This is a genomic window from Chryseobacterium scophthalmum (assembly GCF_900143185.1).
Classification (GTDB): Bacteria; Bacteroidota; Bacteroidia; order Flavobacteriales; family Weeksellaceae; genus Chryseobacterium; species Chryseobacterium scophthalmum.
Window position 1 is genome coordinate 417,049 of sequence record NZ_FSRQ01000001.1, and the last position, 15,971, is coordinate 433,019.

Sequence of the window (15,971 nt, forward strand, 5' to 3'; positions counted from 1 at the left end):
ATTGTTCTCTTTTGTATACTGCAAATTTATAGCGGCGAAAAAAATTTCTTTGTAGTTGAAAATGGAAGTTCATGTAGTAAAATAACTACACGGATAGTTATTTGGTGTAAATAGAAAAGCCCTCAAAACTTTCAAAGTGTTGAGGGCTTTTAAAAAAAATTGGTGTTTACTTACAATGCAGTGGCAGTATAAGTTATTTTTTGCGTGTAAGTTCCTTGTGGTTTCCCCAAAAGTACTTTTGATGCTTTTTCTGCCGAAATGGAATAGTCAATATTTAAAGATTGTTTGGCGCCTAAACTTGCATTACTTACCAAAACCTGATCAGTTGTAGATAAAGTAACCTCATTCAGAGTTCCCATTAAACTTCCGCCCGGTATTGCTTTTACCTGTAATATATCTACTGGAATTACGTTTGCGCCACTTACAAAGTGTGAGCCTTCAGATTTTACTTTTACATCAAAATTTTTCGAAGAAATGATGACTAAACTGTTGGGAACAGTCACATTTTTTGATGAATTATAATCTTTTGTACTCCCATAATTGAAATCTATAGTGCCTTCTGAAGCAGCACTACCTATGTCCATTGCAATAACGTCCGATAAAATAATATTCACTGATTTACTAACCTGCTCAGAATTTTGTGCAAGAACCTGATTGGTTCCTAAAGCGATTGCCCCCAAAGAAAACGCTGCAATAACGATTTGTTTTTTCATGATTTGGATAAATTTTTGGTGTTGTAATAAAATATTGTTATTCAAAATTAATTATACTAACAAATATTATCAGAGTCAAATTTAATAAGATTATCTGATATAACCAAAGTTTCTATTTTTACTGGTTAACAAATTGCAAATGTGTTTGTTATGAGTGTTTTTGATGGTTTTTCCACTCTCAAATGGGAAAGTAAAATAGAATAAACAGGATTTACTTTTCAAATTAAGGAAGTCGTATCTCCCAATATATCTGAACGCAAAATCTTATTTTTCCGAATATTCAGGCTCATTTCCGTTATTACACCAGAACATAGCATTGTACACATTGTTTTTTGGAAATATCTTAAAATTTTCTGCAGTCTTTAGGCTACTGATTTTCTGTATTCCTGCATCATCACTTACGATGGCTGCACGATTACATTGTTTTGTGTTTTCAAGGTTGGAAAGTAAAGATGTAAGCCAAGCTATATCAGTTTGTGCTACATTTTCATTTAAATACAGTAGATAATTCAGTTCATTAAACTTAGCCAGTTTGTTCTTTACATGGGGAATGACGATATTTTTAAAATCCTTTTGATTGATTTCGCCACTGGCATTAAATGCTGCCACATTTTCAGGTGCGTCGTTGAGCAAGGTAATCATATAATTTATTTTTTGGTGTGAGAAGAATTTAGCAATTATCAAACCAAAAATCAATATTGTTTTTAGACTAATCAATTGTATTTATACGTATTAATTCTTTTTATCTCACAAATCTTTTCATATTCTGTTTCTTCTAAGACATAAAATGTATTGAAAATAAAAATCAGCTTGTAAAATAAAAATCAAACATATTGGTCAATAAATATAAAAAAACGGATGTGAAAAATTAGGATGACCCAAAATACAGAAAGCGCAACTGAAAGGGTATTTGATAATTATTCTTAACGATCATGAATTGTTTTTCTTAAAAAATGTCAAATAGGTATATATACTAATTATCCATTATTAAGATGGACTCGAACCATTAAATTTTCTTTATTAAATTTTATTTCGTAGCGTTCTCTGTGCTATAAGAAACTGTTCTTCACTCAGGTTGTTTTTTAAAACTGTTGCAAATCCTTTATTCATGTCAATTAGTATACTGACATTTACATTGCCTATATAAGATGTCAGGCTTTGGAGTTTTCTTCTAACTTGATCTTTCATATATTGTTCAGCCCCGTTCCATAATTTTTTCTGGAGTTCAGTCGTACATGCTTTTTTATTGATCGTTGTAAATAAAATATTCATGGTGATTTTAATTCAGTTATTAAACACCTTAACAATAAATATTCCAATATCGGTATACATTTTAAAACATACTTTTTGCATTTGGTATTCCTTTTGACACCAATCACCAGATAAGAATCACTTGACTTTATAAAGGTTTTTAATAATTATAAAAAAATTATATGGCTAAAAATGTATCAGACCATTTGGTCGAAATGTTAAAAAGTGCCGGTATTAAAAGAGTCTATGCTATAACAGGGGACAGCCTAAATCCGGTTAATGATGCTATCAGAAGAGATGGTACAATTGAATGGATTCATGTAAGGCACGAAGAAACTGCAGCGTACGCAGCTTCGATGGATGCAGAACTTAACGGTATCGGATGCTGCATGGGAAGTTCCGGACCCGGTCATGTTCACCTGGTCAATGGTCTTTATGACGCGAACAGATCAGGAAATCCTGTCATCGCTATTGCAAGCACTTGCGCAACAGAGAAATTCGGAACTGAATATTTTCAGGAGACCAATCCTCAATTCCTCTTCAAAGACTGTAGTAAGCAGGTTTTTATGGCCAATACACCCAAGCAGTTTGGCACTATGATTCAACGTACCATACAGACTGCACTAAATGAAAAAGGTGTTGCGGTTTTAGGCTTACCCGGCGATGTGGCATCGGCAGAATATGAAGAAGTGTCCACAGGGTATAAAAGCTTTAATACAGCTCCGATATTCAGACCTTCAGATTCCGAAATGTCACAGTTGATACAATTGTTTAATTCAGAAAAGAAAATTGTATTTTTCTGCGGGCACGGCTGTAAAGGCGCGGTGAATGAGGTTGAGGAATTAGCAGGTAAATTAAATGCTCCTATTGTATATTCTTTCAGAGGAAAAATATTCTTTGACAGAGAAAACAGCCCTTTTGCAGTTGGTATGAACGGTCTTTTAGGTAATAAATCTGGATATGATGCCTGCAACGAGGCAGAAGTTTTAGTTTTATTAGGAACCGACTTTCCTTATTCGGAATTTTTACCTGAAAATAAAACTATTGTTCAGATTGATGAAAAGCCTGAAAGGATAGGGCGGCGCGCACACGTTGATTACGGTTATGCCGGAGATATTAAAGATACGTTGACGGCTTTGTTACCTTTTATTGAGTCTAAATCGGATGATTCTTTTCTTAAGAAAATGAAGAAAATCTATAATGATGATGAAAAAAGATTTAGTGATTACGCAGAGAAAAAAGGATCTCCTTCGAAGATTAACCCTGAATATATCGCTACTTTGATCGATCATTATTCTTCTGAAAACGCAGTTTATACGGTTGATACAGGGATGACCGCAGTATGGGCAGCCAGATTTATCCGTGCTAAAGGAAGTCGTTACTTAACAGGATCATTTAACCACGGATCAATGGCCAATGCTTTACCGATGGCAATTGGTGCGGCTGCATCAACAACCGACAGACAGGTCATTGCTATGAGTGGTGATGGAGGATTGTCTATGCTTTTAGGTGAATTGGCAGTCATTATGCAATATCAGTATCCAGTCAAAATATTTGTTTTCAATAATCATTCTCTGGGTATGGTGAAGCTTGAAATGGAAGTCGCAGGCTATGTCGATTGGCAGACTGATATGATTAATCCCCCTTTTGATAAGATTGCAGAATTAATGAATATCAAAGGTATTGAACTAAAAGATCCTGAAAAAGCAGAAGACGTTATCCGTGAAGCATTTGAACATAAGGGACCGGTATTGGTAAATATCTATACCGATCCTGATACTTTAGCAATGCCTCCTCATGTAACTTTCGAACAAATGAAGGGTTTTGCAGCATCTTTAGTTAAAAAAATAGGAATGGGTAAATTTGATGAAGTCAAAAACTCAGTTAAGGCAGGAATAAGCCAGATTGGGGAAGTTCTTTAAGTCTCTACCTGATTTAACGAGATTTTTTATATCTCTATAATTTATAATAAGTCATAATTATTTATTGATAAGATAAATTTTATGACTTATTTATTAGTTTAGGGGCTAAATTATGACTATAAATCTGCTATTAAATCTGATCAATTGTTAACTATAGAATCATACTATTTAATAGAGTTTAAACATTATCGTTTTGATGTATTGGTAGGAAAGAATAAAATTAGTTCATAAGCAGACCTTTAACTTTAGAAATGAGATCATTCATATCAAATGGTTTGGCGATAAATGCATTTGCTCCGGCATCTTCAGCAATATCTGATCCGTCAACACTTGCGGATAATACAATCACCGGAAGATCTTTGATTTCTTTGCTAGCGCGTATGGTTTTAAGAATCTCGTCTCCAGCCATAAATGGCATCCATAAATCTAATAAAAGTAGATCGGGGGAATTTGATTTTATATTGTTGATCAGATTAGGGCTGTGAATTTCTGTAAATACGGTAAAGTTTTCAGTTTCCAAAAGCATTTGAATGACATCCAATATGCCTTGGTCATCATCGCAGACCATGATTTTTTTAGTATTAGTAATCATCAGTTTTCATTTATAATTAGATTAGCAAGGCCTAATCTATTCAACTTACATGTCTAGCAAATATCATTCCATCAAGAGCTTATTAGTGTGCTAATTACTGTTGATTCTGATACTGGAAATAAATATTCAGTTTATTTGTAAACTGAAAAAGTCAATTTTAAATTTAGCTCATGTCCTTATGGTATGGCATATTATATGTTATACTACAATTAAATTACTGTATGAAACAGATAAAAATAAAAATGAATTTTTCCGGTAAATACGATATTCTCAGCAAGTCATTATATTTTAATCCTGGAGAATTTTATATATATGATTATTCACAAATCTCAAATTTAAAATTAATTTCTTTGATTGAGCTTTTGAGAATCAGGACCACCGGAATTTATAATTCATTATTAAATTGGAACATTTCGTTATCAAATGTTATTATGCCTATTTATTTAAAAAGCAAAAATGAACAGGATAGCGATATTTATTTTAAAGATGTTGAGCAATTGGTTCTTAACTTTCAATAATTTACTATTTCTGGAATAAATTTAAAACTAACACAAGGAAGTAATCAGCAATAATTTCTTCCTTTGTTTTTATTTAAAGTATTATAAAATCTTTTTTGTTTCTTCCAATTTATCTTGAACATCGATCTCCAACACTGGAGTTTGAGAGTTTGAAATTGATTCAACGATTCTTTCAGCGGCAGTATCACAAAAGTCAAGACCTGAATAATCAGGGTTCAATCCACCTATAAATGGCACAGCCATAATGTAAAGCCCTTCTTCATTTTTATTTTCTTTATTAATCGATTGAAAAAAATCATTAATACTTAATCCCGGAACGTTCAGACAGAATCGATTTTCTGACATTTTTACAATATTTTCTTTCTTCTTAGAATACAGATCTTCTCCTTTGTTCTGATCTTTAAAACTTAAATAAGCCGGACTTATTGCATTTTGATTAAGCAAACCTTTAAAAGGAAAATCTTCAGGATTCATAGCTTGCTGACCAATGGCATCAATAAACATCTTATAACTTTTTTTTATTGTTTTGCCGTCTTCATCCGTATAAAAATAATCTCCGCCACCCTCTAAATTAGGTTCTATTGTGCTTTCTTTATCTACTTCTGTTAAGGAAATAAGACCTGCATCATGTAGAGCCATTATCTCTTTATAAGACGACTGTGGAAGCGAAGCAATTATAATCGAAATGAGAGGGAGTAATGTTGATTTTAGTCTAAGCATATCTTCAGCTGAAAAGTGCTTTGCCGGATAGTTCATGGCATAACTGAATGCTGAAAGTTTTTCTTTCCATGTTATTGAAGATTTTCTTTCAATAGATCTTTCCGCTTCTTCATATTCTGCCTTAAAGAGATCGAAACTATCCATGTTTTCACGTAAATCCATCATTTTCTCGACAAAATCTTCTATCTCCAAGTCTTTAATTACATTATAAAAATCAGGATCTTTCTTCTTCAGTGGAAGTTTAAAATTGCGATTGTAAACATAATCTAATTCAATAAAGCCACCGTTTTTCTCTTTGTACTTGGTGATTTCTTTAGGTGACATCGTCCATTCAGATGAATAAGCATCATCTTCTGAGTGAAAACGTAATGCAGGAAGAAAACCTCCCGTTGAAAATAAGTCCAGTCTGAAATTTTCAGATGATTTGTCAAGTTGATAACTTATTTTACTGCCGGTTTCTATGAAAGTGCCGTTCAGACGAGCTAAGGTTTTTACAGCATCTATGGCGGTTAACGAAGTGCCTCTAATGGCTACGGGATGATTGGTAGAATGTTTAAATTTTGATGGGGGATAGGGAGAATCGTACCATTTCTCAACTTTACCTTCATACTTTATTGGCCATACATGACCAGTACAGATGATCACTTTCTGGGCTGTATATTCTTTATTTTTGTCCGACAATATTCGAAATTTCTTGATTCTGTCATTCTCAGGAAGAATATTTTCAACAGCTGTACTTTTTTCGACTGTTATATCAATATCCTTTTCTATTGCAATATTAATAAGCTGTTCAAACTGATTCTCTAAATAATCACCAAGAAGAAGCCGAGGAATGACAAGATAAGGATTTAATTTTTCTGCATCTGCAAAATCAGGATACTGATCGCTTGGAAAATTTTTTAGGTAATCTCCAAAACTATCGACAAGATCAGGGAGTTCGTTGGAAGATACATTGGCTACATGTTCCTTGCAGGATCCTTTTATTCCATAGGGCATACCGACACCAAGCCTATCATTTTTTTCAAATATTACAATAGTGTTTATCTTAAGATTGCTGTTGAGTATATGCTTTAGTAAGAGTAATGCAGCAGGTCCACCTCCAATAAGTGCAATATCTATATTTTTAATTTGGTTCATTTTTAACTGTATTATGATGACGGATATTCAAAAACTATTCCTCTCAATATTATATATATACATAAATTAATTAAAGGAATATGATTGTAACCATATACTGTCATTTATTCACTAAAGAGATTTTTCCTTACAGGAAAAACGTGGCACACTGATTGCAAAAACGAATACACCAATCAAAAAACATATGAATTCAGCGATAGATAAAGAGTTTAACTCTAATGATGAAGTAATAGTGATGCTCGCTCTTTTAGATAAGGATTTGCAGGAAATGATGTTGCATTGTACAAAACACAGGTGGAAATATGAAATGCTTAATTCCAATAATCTACAGCTCCAAATTCCTAAAAACTCTCTGCATCTTCTTTTTTACTTAGGTTATCAGGTACTTTCAGGATCGAAATACTTTTTAGAATAATTTAGAAATAATGATAGTTTTGCATTTATCTGATAGGAATTTAGATATTTATTCTATTGTAAAAAAGAATAGGATTAATTTGGAAATCTATACAGATAATAAGAGGTTTAGACTAAATTTTTTGAAATTTAATACTGCGGAATTACAGCTTTTGATTAAAAAGCCACATAATAAAAAAGTGAAAATTCTTCCAAAATAAGAAAGCTAAAAGTGGATCTTCCGGTTCTTAATTTGTAAAATATTTTTTTCTTCCATTTTTTTTACCGTCCGAATTACCGTTTCAACTCTAAGCCCGGTTAATGAAGCGAGCTCCTGTCTTGTAAATAATACTTCAAACGAATGGGGAGTTTTATTTTCAGTAAAACTTTTTAAATAACGAAGAACACCCATCAACCTCACTTCCGGATCTAATGATGAATTACTGTGCAGCATAAGAAATTTTTGATATAATCTTTCTGCTAAGAATTTATTGATATCTAAAGAAACCTTATGATGATCATTAATAAGGTTTAAGAAATTTTCTTTTTTAATTTTTAAAACACTTGAAGGAACTAATGAGATCGCATTTACCGGATAAGATTCATCGATAAATAACATCAATTCACAAACACTTTGTCCGGTCGTCAGAATCGTCTGTATAAATTCTTTTCCGTTTATATCAATATGGTTTAATTTAACCCTGCCGGATGTCAGCTGATAATAATATTTCGGTCTGCTTCCTTCAGTGAAAATAATTTCTGAAGCTTCATAATTCTCTATGGTCGCACCATATTCAAACAGAAGAGTAGGTTCAATTAACATGTTTTAGTTTATGATTGGTTATTAGTTGAATTCATTAAGGTGAATAATGAAAATGTATAGCATAATCTTTCTTAATCTTGCCAATATAATAAGTGGGAAAGATATATCATTTTACGAAACAGGGTCTTTAAATGTTTTTATTGTACCATCAAAAAATTTAATAGTTATTTCTTCTGCAAGTGTGAAATCAATGATGTGCTCTGGATCATATTTGAGATCATCATCAAAGATTGTCATCCCAAATGGCGATTGATTTACTCTTACAAGTTTTCCATTGTATTTATTTTTTTTATAAACGACCTCGATATTTTCAATTGATGTAGGAGAGTTTAAGATTTCTTCTTTAAAATCGTTGGTGATATCCATGCTTTATTATTTGTGATTGGTGAAAAGTACTTTGCAAATTGTACGCCAATTAAAGCAATTTTGAAGGTTTTAAGGGTTTGTCCTTAGTAAAAAATAAAATTTTAACTTTTATCGACTCTCAATGATAAAATAATATTTACGTCCAAATTCGAATTCCTTACCGTTCTGATTTCTATTTAAATTTGGATTAAATTTTAAGAGTTGTAATCTTAGAAATTTTCATGAAGAGAATTTACATACTATAGAATTTACATACTATAGAATTAAATCAGCTAATTGCCATGAATAACGAGTTTTACTTTTTAATTTATAAATTATTTCACTTTAGTTAAATTTAATAATACAATTGGTAAAGAAATTGTATAAACAGTTTACATACTAATAAAATTAACAGCTATGGAAATTTCTCTTTACGACTTTAAAAACTTACCTGTACAAAACCAATCAGAAATTGTCTTATCAGAAGGACGGTTAATGAATGAACAAATTATGAGTTCATTCAGGTATGCTCTTTATGAAATATCATCTTTTTCTGTGGAACTGATTTTTCACATTGCCAAAAACAAAGTTGAGGGATTAAATATTTATCAAAACAGAGCAGCATACAGTAACTGAAATAAAAAAAAAGCTGTTATAAATTATAGATAAAAAGAGAGCTTTAAAACTCTCTTTTTTTTGCTGTTATTTTATTAAAAAAGTCCTCTGATTCGGTCTTAAATGGTTTTTTATCTCAGTAGAAAAACGTATATTTAACATAAATATGGAATTTATTTATATATACATTTTCGTTGTCAGTTTTGTTGCGACACTAGTCCGTTCAACGTTCGGTTTTGGAGAATCTTTAGTTGCAGTTCCTTTATTTATACTTTTTATTCCTCTAGAAATTGCTGTGCCTCTTTCTGTTTTAATTTCAATTTTAGTTGCGTTGGTTGTTGTTGTACAAGATCATCAGCAAATTCATTTTAACAGCGCAAAGTGGCTTATTTTATTTGCTGTCTTAGGTATTCCTATAGGTTTGTTAATCTTACTATACGGTAACGAGTTTTGGGTAAAAATAGGTTTAGGCTTACTTATTATATTCAATTCATTGTATGCCATTTTTGGAAAAAAACAGCTTTCACTGAAAACAGATAGTATGTTATGGCTATTTATTTGCGGATTTACATCAGGAATTCTTGGCGGTGCTTATGGAGTAAACGGTCCGCCTCTTGTGGTCTATGGGAATTTGCGGAACTGGAGTGCTAAACATTTTAGGGCAACGCTTCAGGCTTATTTTTTACCGGCAAGCTTTATAGCTGCGATAGGATATTTTACAAAAGGTCTAATTACCTTGGAGGTATTAAAATATTTTTTAGTCTCGTTACCAGCTGTTTTTCCGGCAATATTTTTAGGAAGATACCTGAACCATAAGATCAAGGATAAATCTTTTTTTAAATATGTTTATTGGGGACTTATAGCTGTTGGATCTTTTTTAATAATCAATTCGTTGCTGACAAAATAATTTTCACTTTATTTTTAATGATCTAAAAGTATTAATCAGATGGAAAGGTAAAAATTGTTATCATTTATCTTTTGAATCTTTTAATACATTGATGTTAGTTCATCAATTAAAATTTGCACCTGTAAAGGTCTTTTCTTTTGATCAACTTCCAGTTTGTTGTACAATCCTGTTTTAACGATCACCATCTTTTTTTCAGGGATCATAATAATGAATTGACCTAAAAAACCATAAAAAAACCAACATTGTTTTTCTTTATTACTACTTTCTCCTGCCCAAATAGTGTAGCAAAAAGCGTCATTTTGTTCAGTAGGTTTCAGCATTCTTTTGCAATACTCAGCGTTGATCAATTGTTTTCCTTCCCACATTCCGTTTTGCATGATCAATTGTCCTATTTTTGCAAAATCTCTTGCCGTAGCATGTACACAGCAGAATGCCTTTTCCATTCCTTTCTCGTCGGTGCTCCATTTAGCAGGAAATTCCATTCCTAATGGTTTCCATATCTTTTCTGAAATATAATCTGATAAATGTTTCCCCGTTATTTTTATTAAAGCCATTCCTAAAAGCTGGGCAGAGACACTTTGATACTCGTATTTTTGTCCGGGCATATCTTTTATCTCAATACTGAAAGCCTGTTTTGCAAGGTCTTCGACAAAATATTGCTTGGAGTTTTCTGCAAAAGGATGACGGTATTCTTCATCCCAATCAAATCCTGCCTGCATAGTCATAAGATGTCGAAATGTAAGATACTTTCCGTAAGAGCTTTTTTTATATTCAGGAAATACTGTAGAAATTAATTGATCTTCTGATTCGAGATAACCATCATCAATTGCACAACCAGTTAAAATGGCCAAAAATCCTTTAGCCATCGAAAAAGAATTCATCAGTGATGAGGAATTATGGTCTTTCCAATACTTTTCGTACAGCAATTGATTATCTTTAATTACAAGGAGTGACGATGTGCGGGTCTTCTTAAGTTCATCAGTAAGCCGTTGTGATAAATGACGTTTATTGTAGTTAATATTTTTCTTCCAAACATTGGGTTTTGAATTTGCTATTATCCGGGAAGGAAACTTCTTTTCATCATCAATAGATGGAGCAAAAGATCCTTTTTTCAAATTGATTCCGATAGCTTTAAAAATATACCCATAACCTGAAAGGTAAATAAGTGCAATTGTTGCTGAAATTCCGACTGTAAATCCCGTTATTATTTTTTTCATTTGTTGCTAATTTCTTGAGATACTCTTCTCGATTTGGTATTCAAAAAACGTTCCTCAGAATTTAGAGATACAGAAAAATTAATTATGATAAGACATAGATCATATGTAGATAAAACTCTTAAAGAAACAAAATGTACCACACAAACACGATATGTTGTTTTAAAATTCATCAATGGTACGGTGGTTGTAAGAAACTAGGCTCACCATAAAAATATTATTATGCACAACGAAAGAACAGTAGCAACATTGAATGATTTGCTCAACATTACCAACGACAGAATTCAGGGATTCGCTAAGGTTGAAGATAAAGTTTGGGATACCTATTCTCCATTAAAAGGAGATTATGATCAGATGGTTGCACAATCACAGGTAATGAAATCAGAGTTGATGAATTTAATTACAGAAAGAGGCGGAAATCCTGACAATACAGGAACAGCTGTAGGAGCAATTCACCGAGGATGGATTGATGTGAAAAATTCTTTTTCAGGAGATAAAACAGAATCAACTTTAGAAAATGTAGTTTTTGGCGAAGAAGCAGCAATTGATGCATATCAGGATGCTTTAGACAGCGGAGATCTTTGCCCTGAAAGTTCAAGAGTTGTAAGCGATCAGCTTCATCATTTAAAATCATCCTACAATAAGTTTAATAATTTAAACGAGCTAAAAAATTAATTGTAGATGTTCATTATTTTAAATTGATTAAAAATAAAAATAGTGAACAATATCAATTTCATCAGATCCTAAAAATAATCTTTTTAGGATCTTTTGGCAGTAATATTTTATATAGTAAAAGATATTTTTCAACCTTATTACTGTAGTCATAAGAACTCAGTATTTTTTACTCTTATATTTGATGAATAATCAATCACAAAAAACGTATGGATACCAAGAGAATCTTAATTTTTGATGATGATAAATCTATCTTAGATGTTTTCACCATCATTTTTGGCGAAAATGGATATTGTGTAGAAGTTTCTGAAACATCACACGATATCATCGAACGGGTTAACAAATTCAGACCTCATTTGATTTTAATGGATAACTGGATTCCTGATATTGGCGGCATAGAAGCCGTAAGATTATTAAGGAATCATGATAAGTTTAAAAATATACCCGTCATTTACATCAGTGCAAACAGCGATATCAGCTTTTTGGCTAAAAAAGCACAGGCCGATGATTATATTGCAAAACCCTTCGAACTTGAAAATCTCGAAAGAAAAGTTGAAAAATTTATCAGATGTTAGCGAACAAGTATTAAAGTACTGTAGTTTTTAAATACTGTTAGTTTAAAGATAAAGTATTGGGTTAATCGTATAAATATCCCCCGATCATCAGCGAATTTTTTGTTTATAAATTAATAATAAGCGAACAGCATTTCTCCAAAGAGGAATTTGCCAATAAATTTTTAACGAAAATAGAGATTTAAACCTGTAGATATGGCTCATGACGAAACGCCTTAATCCATTTTAAACTCATTACAATGAAACCCAAAAACATACCTGGAGTTCCTCAACATTTTAAAGGAAGTTTTCATGACACTGAAAGTTTTGTTGAAGTGAGAAATTCCGAAGAATTAGATCTTAAATATGATGCTTTGAAACAGCGTTTTTTTTCTATTAATCATTGGCGAAAATATTGTAACGAAAGTTCTGCAGATTTTAAATTATGTAATTCTTCGGGAATAATAGTAGACCGTTTGCCACAAATTGGAGATTACATCAGAATCGATATTCCCGGTCCGGGTGGAAAAGAGGGGAGATCTTATGATTGGGTTCAAATTGTGATGATAGATACAAATATTCCTGATAGAATAATGATCCAATGTAGACCATCAAAAGATCCTGTGAAAGAAAACAGCCGAAAGATTGCTCATTTTTACTCTAATGCAGCGACATCTACATTTGTGATTTCGAAACAAGGAAATATTTTAAAAGCAGGAATTTATGGAAGGAATGAATATCCTAACCTGAAATCAGGATTTTTAAATTGCATCAGAAATATTGCAATTGCAATAGGAGGGATGTTGGGGTTTTCTAAAATCCAGTGGAAATGTCTTACAGATGGACTCATTGATCTTAAATAACATACTATAACTTAGAAAAATGTAAAAAAAGAATTTGACAAGTATCTTTTTACTCAAAACGTCAATATGACCAAGGTCATAATTGATCGCAAATTATTAGGTTATATTTGGTTTAACCAAAAACATCACAAATCATTTTATGAAACCCCACATTCTTAAAGCTCTGTTTTCAGATGCTAATGATATTATTTTATCTTACAAAAAAAAACAAAACAATTTTATTTCAGACGGAACTTTTGTAAATAATGTATTCATTTCAATATCATTATTAATTTTTGCTGAGGAATATTGAATCTGCAAAATTACAACACTATATATTTTTCTTTAAAGGATCTCATGTGTTTCATGGTTTGTTATTTTTTAAATTATGCTTAAAACTGAAATAAATGGTATAATTTTTTAATTAAAATTTTAAAATAGAGAAGTTTCAAATTTATACTTCTACACATACTTAATCACTACAATAACAATATAACTATGGAAAAGAACAACAAAAAAAGTGAAAAATTAGATCAACTAAAGGACCTCACAACAGATAATTTAAATGAAAAACTCACAACCAATCAAGGATTAAAAATTAACAATAATCAAGATTCTTTAAAAGACGGGGAACGGGGTGGAACATTATTGGAAGATTTTATCCTTCGTGAAAAAATTACTCATTTTGATCATGAAAGAATACCGGAACGTATTGTTCATGCAAGAGGTTCAGGAGCTCACGGTGTTTTTAAACTTAATAAAAGTTTACAAAAATACACAAAAGCAAAATTTTTAACAGAAGAAGGTAAGGAAACGCCTGTTTTCGTACGTTTTTCTACCGTTGCAGGAAGCGCAGGAAGTACTGATCTTGCTCGTGATGTACGAGGTTTTGCGATTAAATTTTATACAGAAGAAGGCAATTATGATCTTGTAGGTAATAATATTCCTGTCTTCTTCATTCAGGATGCTATGAAATTCCCTGATTTGATTCATGCGGTAAAACCTGAACCGGATAATGCAATTCCACAAGCTGCATCTGCGCATGATACTTTTTGGGATTTTATTTCTTTAATGCCCGAAAGTATGCACATGATTATGTGGGCAATGAGTGACAGAGCCATTCCTAGAAGTCTTAGAATGATGGAAGGATTTGGAGTTCATACTTTTAAATTCATTAATAGTGAAGGGACTGTTCATTTTGTAAAATTTCACTTTAAACCAAAACTCGGTGTACATTCCGTAGCTTGGGATGAAGCAACAAAAATTTCGGGTAAAGACTCAGATTTTCACAGAAGAGATCTTTGGGAAGCAATAGAGAACGGTGCATTCCCAGAATGGGATTTCGGAGTGCAGATCATACCTGAAGAAGATGAATATAAATTTGATTTTGATCTGCTTGATCCAACAAAGCTGATCCCGGAAGAGGAAGTGCCTGTTCAAATTGTAGGTACTTTAACATTGAATAGAAATCCGGATAATTTTTTTGCTGAAACAGAGCAAATTGCATTTCACCCTGGACATTTGGTTCCTGGTATTGATTTTACCAATGATCCTTTGTTACAGGGAAGGTTATTTTCTTATACCGACACTCAGTTATCACGTTTAGGATCTCCTAATTTCCATGAGATTCCTATTAACCGTTCTTTAAATGAAGTTCATAATAATCAGCGTGACGGACATATGCGTCAGCAAATTGTAAAAGGAAAAGTTAGCTACGAGCCCAATTCTATTGGTGGTGGATGTCCTTTTCAGGCGATGATGAAAGAAGGTGGTTTTACTTCTCACAATGAAAGAGTTGACAGTAAAAAAATCCGTGCAAGAAGTGAAAGTTTTGTAGATCATTATTCACAGGCAAAATTGTTCTTTAATAGTCAGTCTGCTCCTGAAAAACAACATATAGAGAATGCCCTAATTTTTGAACTTTCAAAGGTAACAATTCCTGCCATCAGAGAAAGAGTTGTAGGACAGTTAGCTTTCATTAATAAAGATTTAGCTTCAAAAGTTGCTAAAAAAGTAGGAGTAAAAGTGATTCAGTTAAAACAATCCAATGGAAGTATTCCTGCAGATGCTGATCCTGCGACATTACAAAGTCCGGAAAAAGAGCCTATGACAAAGAGTTCAGAAGCCTTAAGCATGGCCAATACCGTTAAAAATACTATTGAGAGTCGCATTATTGGTTTTATTATGGAAAACGGAGTAAAAGCTGCCGACGTAAATTCCCTACAATCTAAGCTGGAAAAAGAAGGAGCTGTAGTACAGATTATTGCAGGAAGTTTAGCCTCTGTAAAAGCTGATGACGGAACTATTTTTGAACCCAAACATTCTTTGACGAGTACAGCAAGTGTTTGCTTTGATGCACTTTACCTCTGCAGTGGAAAACAGTCTTCAGATCATTTAATGAACGAAGATAACAAACCCGGAACCTTATTATTTGTCAACGAAGCCTATAAACATTGCAAAGCAATCTATTTTGGGAAAGAAACAGATGCAATCTATAAAGCAAGTTATGTGAATGATAAAAAACATGATGATCCAGCAATTATAACTTCTGAAACGAAAGATCCTGCTACTGCATTTATTAAAGCTGTAGCTAATCATAGAGTTTGGGAACTGGAAAAAGAGAGAAATAATCCTGCTTAAACCACCAATATAAATAACCGTCAAATAATTAAATTTGAAAGCAGCCGTTTTTCATGCACCAGATAAAACAACCTGCGATACAGTGCCGGACCCGATCGTTGAAAATGAGAACAATA

Annotated in this window: 18 protein-coding genes; 10 read left to right on the forward strand and 8 right to left on the reverse strand. The window is 32.4% G+C overall.

Annotated elements, in window-relative coordinates:
- Positions 1-170: 170 nt before the first annotated feature.
- The 3 genes from BUR17_RS01830 to BUR17_RS01840 form a co-directional block, all read right to left on the reverse strand.
- On the reverse strand, positions 171-713 hold the full coding sequence (locus BUR17_RS01830; RefSeq protein WP_074228294.1) for a peptidoglycan-binding protein LysM: 543 nt from the start codon (positions 711-713) through the stop codon (positions 171-173).
- Positions 714-977: 264 nt separating this feature from the next.
- Entirely contained in the window at positions 978-1,355 is a 378-nt protein-coding gene (locus tag BUR17_RS01835; protein ID WP_074230193.1) for a SpoIIAA family protein, read from the reverse strand.
- Positions 1,356-1,733: 378 nt separating this feature from the next.
- Positions 1,734-1,985 carry a hypothetical protein gene (locus tag BUR17_RS01840; protein WP_074228295.1) on the reverse strand — a complete coding sequence of 84 codons (252 nt, stop codon included), beginning with the start codon at positions 1,983-1,985 and terminating at the stop codon, positions 1,734-1,736.
- 161 nt (positions 1,986-2,146) lie between these two features.
- On the opposite strand from BUR17_RS01840, the gene BUR17_RS01845 reads away from it, so the two are divergent.
- Complete coding sequence (locus tag BUR17_RS01845; protein ID WP_074228296.1) at positions 2,147-3,886, forward strand: thiamine pyrophosphate-dependent enzyme; 1,740 nt, start codon at positions 2,147-2,149, stop codon at positions 3,884-3,886.
- Positions 3,887-4,106: 220 nt separating this feature from the next.
- Here BUR17_RS01845 and BUR17_RS01850 read toward each other — a convergent pair whose 3' ends face one another.
- Positions 4,107-4,478, reverse strand: coding sequence for a response regulator transcription factor (locus tag BUR17_RS01850; RefSeq protein ID WP_074228297.1), 372 nt, complete (start codon positions 4,476-4,478; stop codon positions 4,107-4,109).
- A 221-nt stretch (positions 4,479-4,699) separates the two neighbouring features.
- On the opposite strand from BUR17_RS01850, the gene BUR17_RS01855 reads away from it, so the two are divergent.
- A complete protein-coding gene (locus tag BUR17_RS01855; RefSeq protein ID WP_074228298.1) occupies positions 4,700-4,996 on the forward strand; it encodes a hypothetical protein in 297 nt (98 codons plus the stop codon).
- Positions 4,997-5,077: 81 nt separating this feature from the next.
- On the opposite strand, the gene BUR17_RS01860 is transcribed toward BUR17_RS01855, so the two are convergent.
- Complete coding sequence (locus BUR17_RS01860) at positions 5,078-6,853, reverse strand: FAD/NAD(P)-binding protein (RefSeq protein ID WP_074228299.1); 1,776 nt, start codon at positions 6,851-6,853, stop codon at positions 5,078-5,080.
- Between the two features lie 184 nt (positions 6,854-7,037).
- On the opposite strand from BUR17_RS01860, the gene BUR17_RS01865 reads away from it, so the two are divergent.
- Positions 7,038-7,268, forward strand: a complete 231-nt coding sequence (locus BUR17_RS01865) for a hypothetical protein (protein WP_074228300.1) — start codon at positions 7,038-7,040, stop codon at positions 7,266-7,268.
- A gap of 204 nt (positions 7,269-7,472) precedes the next feature.
- Here BUR17_RS01865 and BUR17_RS01875 read toward each other — a convergent pair whose 3' ends face one another.
- On the reverse strand, positions 7,473-8,069 hold the full coding sequence (locus BUR17_RS01875; protein ID WP_074228302.1) for a Crp/Fnr family transcriptional regulator: 597 nt from the start codon (positions 8,067-8,069) through the stop codon (positions 7,473-7,475).
- A gap of 111 nt (positions 8,070-8,180) precedes the next feature.
- Positions 8,181-8,435, reverse strand: coding sequence for a hypothetical protein (locus tag BUR17_RS01880; RefSeq protein WP_074228303.1), 255 nt, complete (start codon positions 8,433-8,435; stop codon positions 8,181-8,183).
- 396 nt (positions 8,436-8,831) lie between these two features.
- Between BUR17_RS01880 and BUR17_RS01885 the strand changes: the two genes are divergently transcribed.
- Complete coding sequence (locus tag BUR17_RS01885) at positions 8,832-9,050, forward strand: hypothetical protein (protein ID WP_074228304.1); 219 nt, start codon at positions 8,832-8,834, stop codon at positions 9,048-9,050.
- 145 nt (positions 9,051-9,195) lie between these two features.
- The gene (locus BUR17_RS01890) at positions 9,196-9,936 is read left to right on the forward strand and encodes a sulfite exporter TauE/SafE family protein (protein ID WP_074228305.1); all 741 of its coding nucleotides are present in this window, start codon (positions 9,196-9,198) and stop codon (positions 9,934-9,936) included.
- Positions 9,937-10,016: 80 nt separating this feature from the next.
- On the opposite strand, the gene BUR17_RS01895 is transcribed toward BUR17_RS01890, so the two are convergent.
- Positions 10,017-11,153, reverse strand: coding sequence for a serine hydrolase domain-containing protein (locus BUR17_RS01895; RefSeq protein WP_074228306.1), 1,137 nt, complete (start codon positions 11,151-11,153; stop codon positions 10,017-10,019).
- Positions 11,154-11,372: 219 nt separating this feature from the next.
- Between BUR17_RS01895 and BUR17_RS01900 the strand changes: the two genes are divergently transcribed.
- The 5 genes from BUR17_RS01900 to BUR17_RS01915 all read left to right on the forward strand — a co-directional run bounded on the left by BUR17_RS01900 (position 11,373) and on the right by BUR17_RS01915 (position 15,855).
- Positions 11,373-11,825 carry a ferritin-like domain-containing protein gene (locus BUR17_RS01900; protein ID WP_074228307.1) on the forward strand — a complete coding sequence of 151 codons (453 nt, stop codon included), beginning with the start codon at positions 11,373-11,375 and terminating at the stop codon, positions 11,823-11,825.
- Between the two features lie 206 nt (positions 11,826-12,031).
- Positions 12,032-12,397: a response regulator gene (locus BUR17_RS01905; protein ID WP_074228308.1), complete on the forward strand. Its 366-nt coding sequence runs from the start codon at positions 12,032-12,034 to the stop codon at positions 12,395-12,397.
- A 236-nt stretch (positions 12,398-12,633) separates the two neighbouring features.
- Complete coding sequence (locus tag BUR17_RS01910) at positions 12,634-13,236, forward strand: hypothetical protein (RefSeq protein ID WP_074228309.1); 603 nt, start codon at positions 12,634-12,636, stop codon at positions 13,234-13,236.
- A gap of 139 nt (positions 13,237-13,375) precedes the next feature.
- Positions 13,376-13,528 (forward strand): hypothetical protein, encoded by a 153-nt coding sequence (locus BUR17_RS20710; protein WP_159437579.1) that lies wholly within the window; start codon positions 13,376-13,378, stop codon positions 13,526-13,528.
- A 185-nt stretch (positions 13,529-13,713) separates the two neighbouring features.
- Positions 13,714-15,855 (forward strand): catalase, encoded by a 2,142-nt coding sequence (locus BUR17_RS01915; RefSeq protein WP_074228310.1) that lies wholly within the window; start codon positions 13,714-13,716, stop codon positions 15,853-15,855.
- The last annotated feature ends 116 nt before the right edge of the window (positions 15,856-15,971 follow it).

What these genes read in the sequence shown, in the direction of transcription:
- BUR17_RS01855 (WP_074228298.1), top strand. Translation starts at nt 4,700, where the DNA reads ATGAAACAGATAAAAATAAAAATGAATTTTTCCGGTAAATACGATATT.
- BUR17_RS01850 (WP_074228297.1), bottom strand. Translation starts at nt 4,478, where the DNA reads ATGATTACTAATACTAAAAAAATCATGGTCTGCGATGATGACCAAGGC.
- BUR17_RS01900 (WP_074228307.1), top strand. Translation starts at nt 11,373, where the DNA reads ATGCACAACGAAAGAACAGTAGCAACATTGAATGATTTGCTCAACATT.
- BUR17_RS01910 (WP_074228309.1), top strand. Translation starts at nt 12,634, where the DNA reads ATGAAACCCAAAAACATACCTGGAGTTCCTCAACATTTTAAAGGAAGT.
- BUR17_RS01860 (WP_074228299.1), bottom strand. Translation starts at nt 6,853, where the DNA reads ATGAACCAAATTAAAAATATAGATATTGCACTTATTGGAGGTGGACCT.
- BUR17_RS01845 (WP_074228296.1), top strand. Translation starts at nt 2,147, where the DNA reads ATGGCTAAAAATGTATCAGACCATTTGGTCGAAATGTTAAAAAGTGCC.
- BUR17_RS01830 (WP_074228294.1), bottom strand. Translation starts at nt 713, where the DNA reads ATGAAAAAACAAATCGTTATTGCAGCGTTTTCTTTGGGGGCAATCGCT.
- BUR17_RS01905 (WP_074228308.1), top strand. Translation starts at nt 12,032, where the DNA reads ATGGATACCAAGAGAATCTTAATTTTTGATGATGATAAATCTATCTTA.
- BUR17_RS20710 (WP_159437579.1), top strand. Translation starts at nt 13,376, where the DNA reads ATGAAACCCCACATTCTTAAAGCTCTGTTTTCAGATGCTAATGATATT.
- BUR17_RS01865 (WP_074228300.1), top strand. Translation starts at nt 7,038, where the DNA reads ATGAATTCAGCGATAGATAAAGAGTTTAACTCTAATGATGAAGTAATA.
- BUR17_RS01835 (WP_074230193.1), bottom strand. Translation starts at nt 1,355, where the DNA reads ATGATTACCTTGCTCAACGACGCACCTGAAAATGTGGCAGCATTTAAT.
- BUR17_RS01915 (WP_074228310.1), top strand. Translation starts at nt 13,714, where the DNA reads ATGGAAAAGAACAACAAAAAAAGTGAAAAATTAGATCAACTAAAGGAC.
- BUR17_RS01885 (WP_074228304.1), top strand. Translation starts at nt 8,832, where the DNA reads ATGGAAATTTCTCTTTACGACTTTAAAAACTTACCTGTACAAAACCAA.
- BUR17_RS01880 (WP_074228303.1), bottom strand. Translation starts at nt 8,435, where the DNA reads ATGGATATCACCAACGATTTTAAAGAAGAAATCTTAAACTCTCCTACA.
- BUR17_RS01875 (WP_074228302.1), bottom strand. Translation starts at nt 8,069, where the DNA reads ATGTTAATTGAACCTACTCTTCTGTTTGAATATGGTGCGACCATAGAG.
- BUR17_RS01895 (WP_074228306.1), bottom strand. Translation starts at nt 11,153, where the DNA reads ATGAAAAAAATAATAACGGGATTTACAGTCGGAATTTCAGCAACAATT.
- BUR17_RS01890 (WP_074228305.1), top strand. Translation starts at nt 9,196, where the DNA reads ATGGAATTTATTTATATATACATTTTCGTTGTCAGTTTTGTTGCGACA.
- BUR17_RS01840 (WP_074228295.1), bottom strand. Translation starts at nt 1,985, where the DNA reads ATGAATATTTTATTTACAACGATCAATAAAAAAGCATGTACGACTGAA.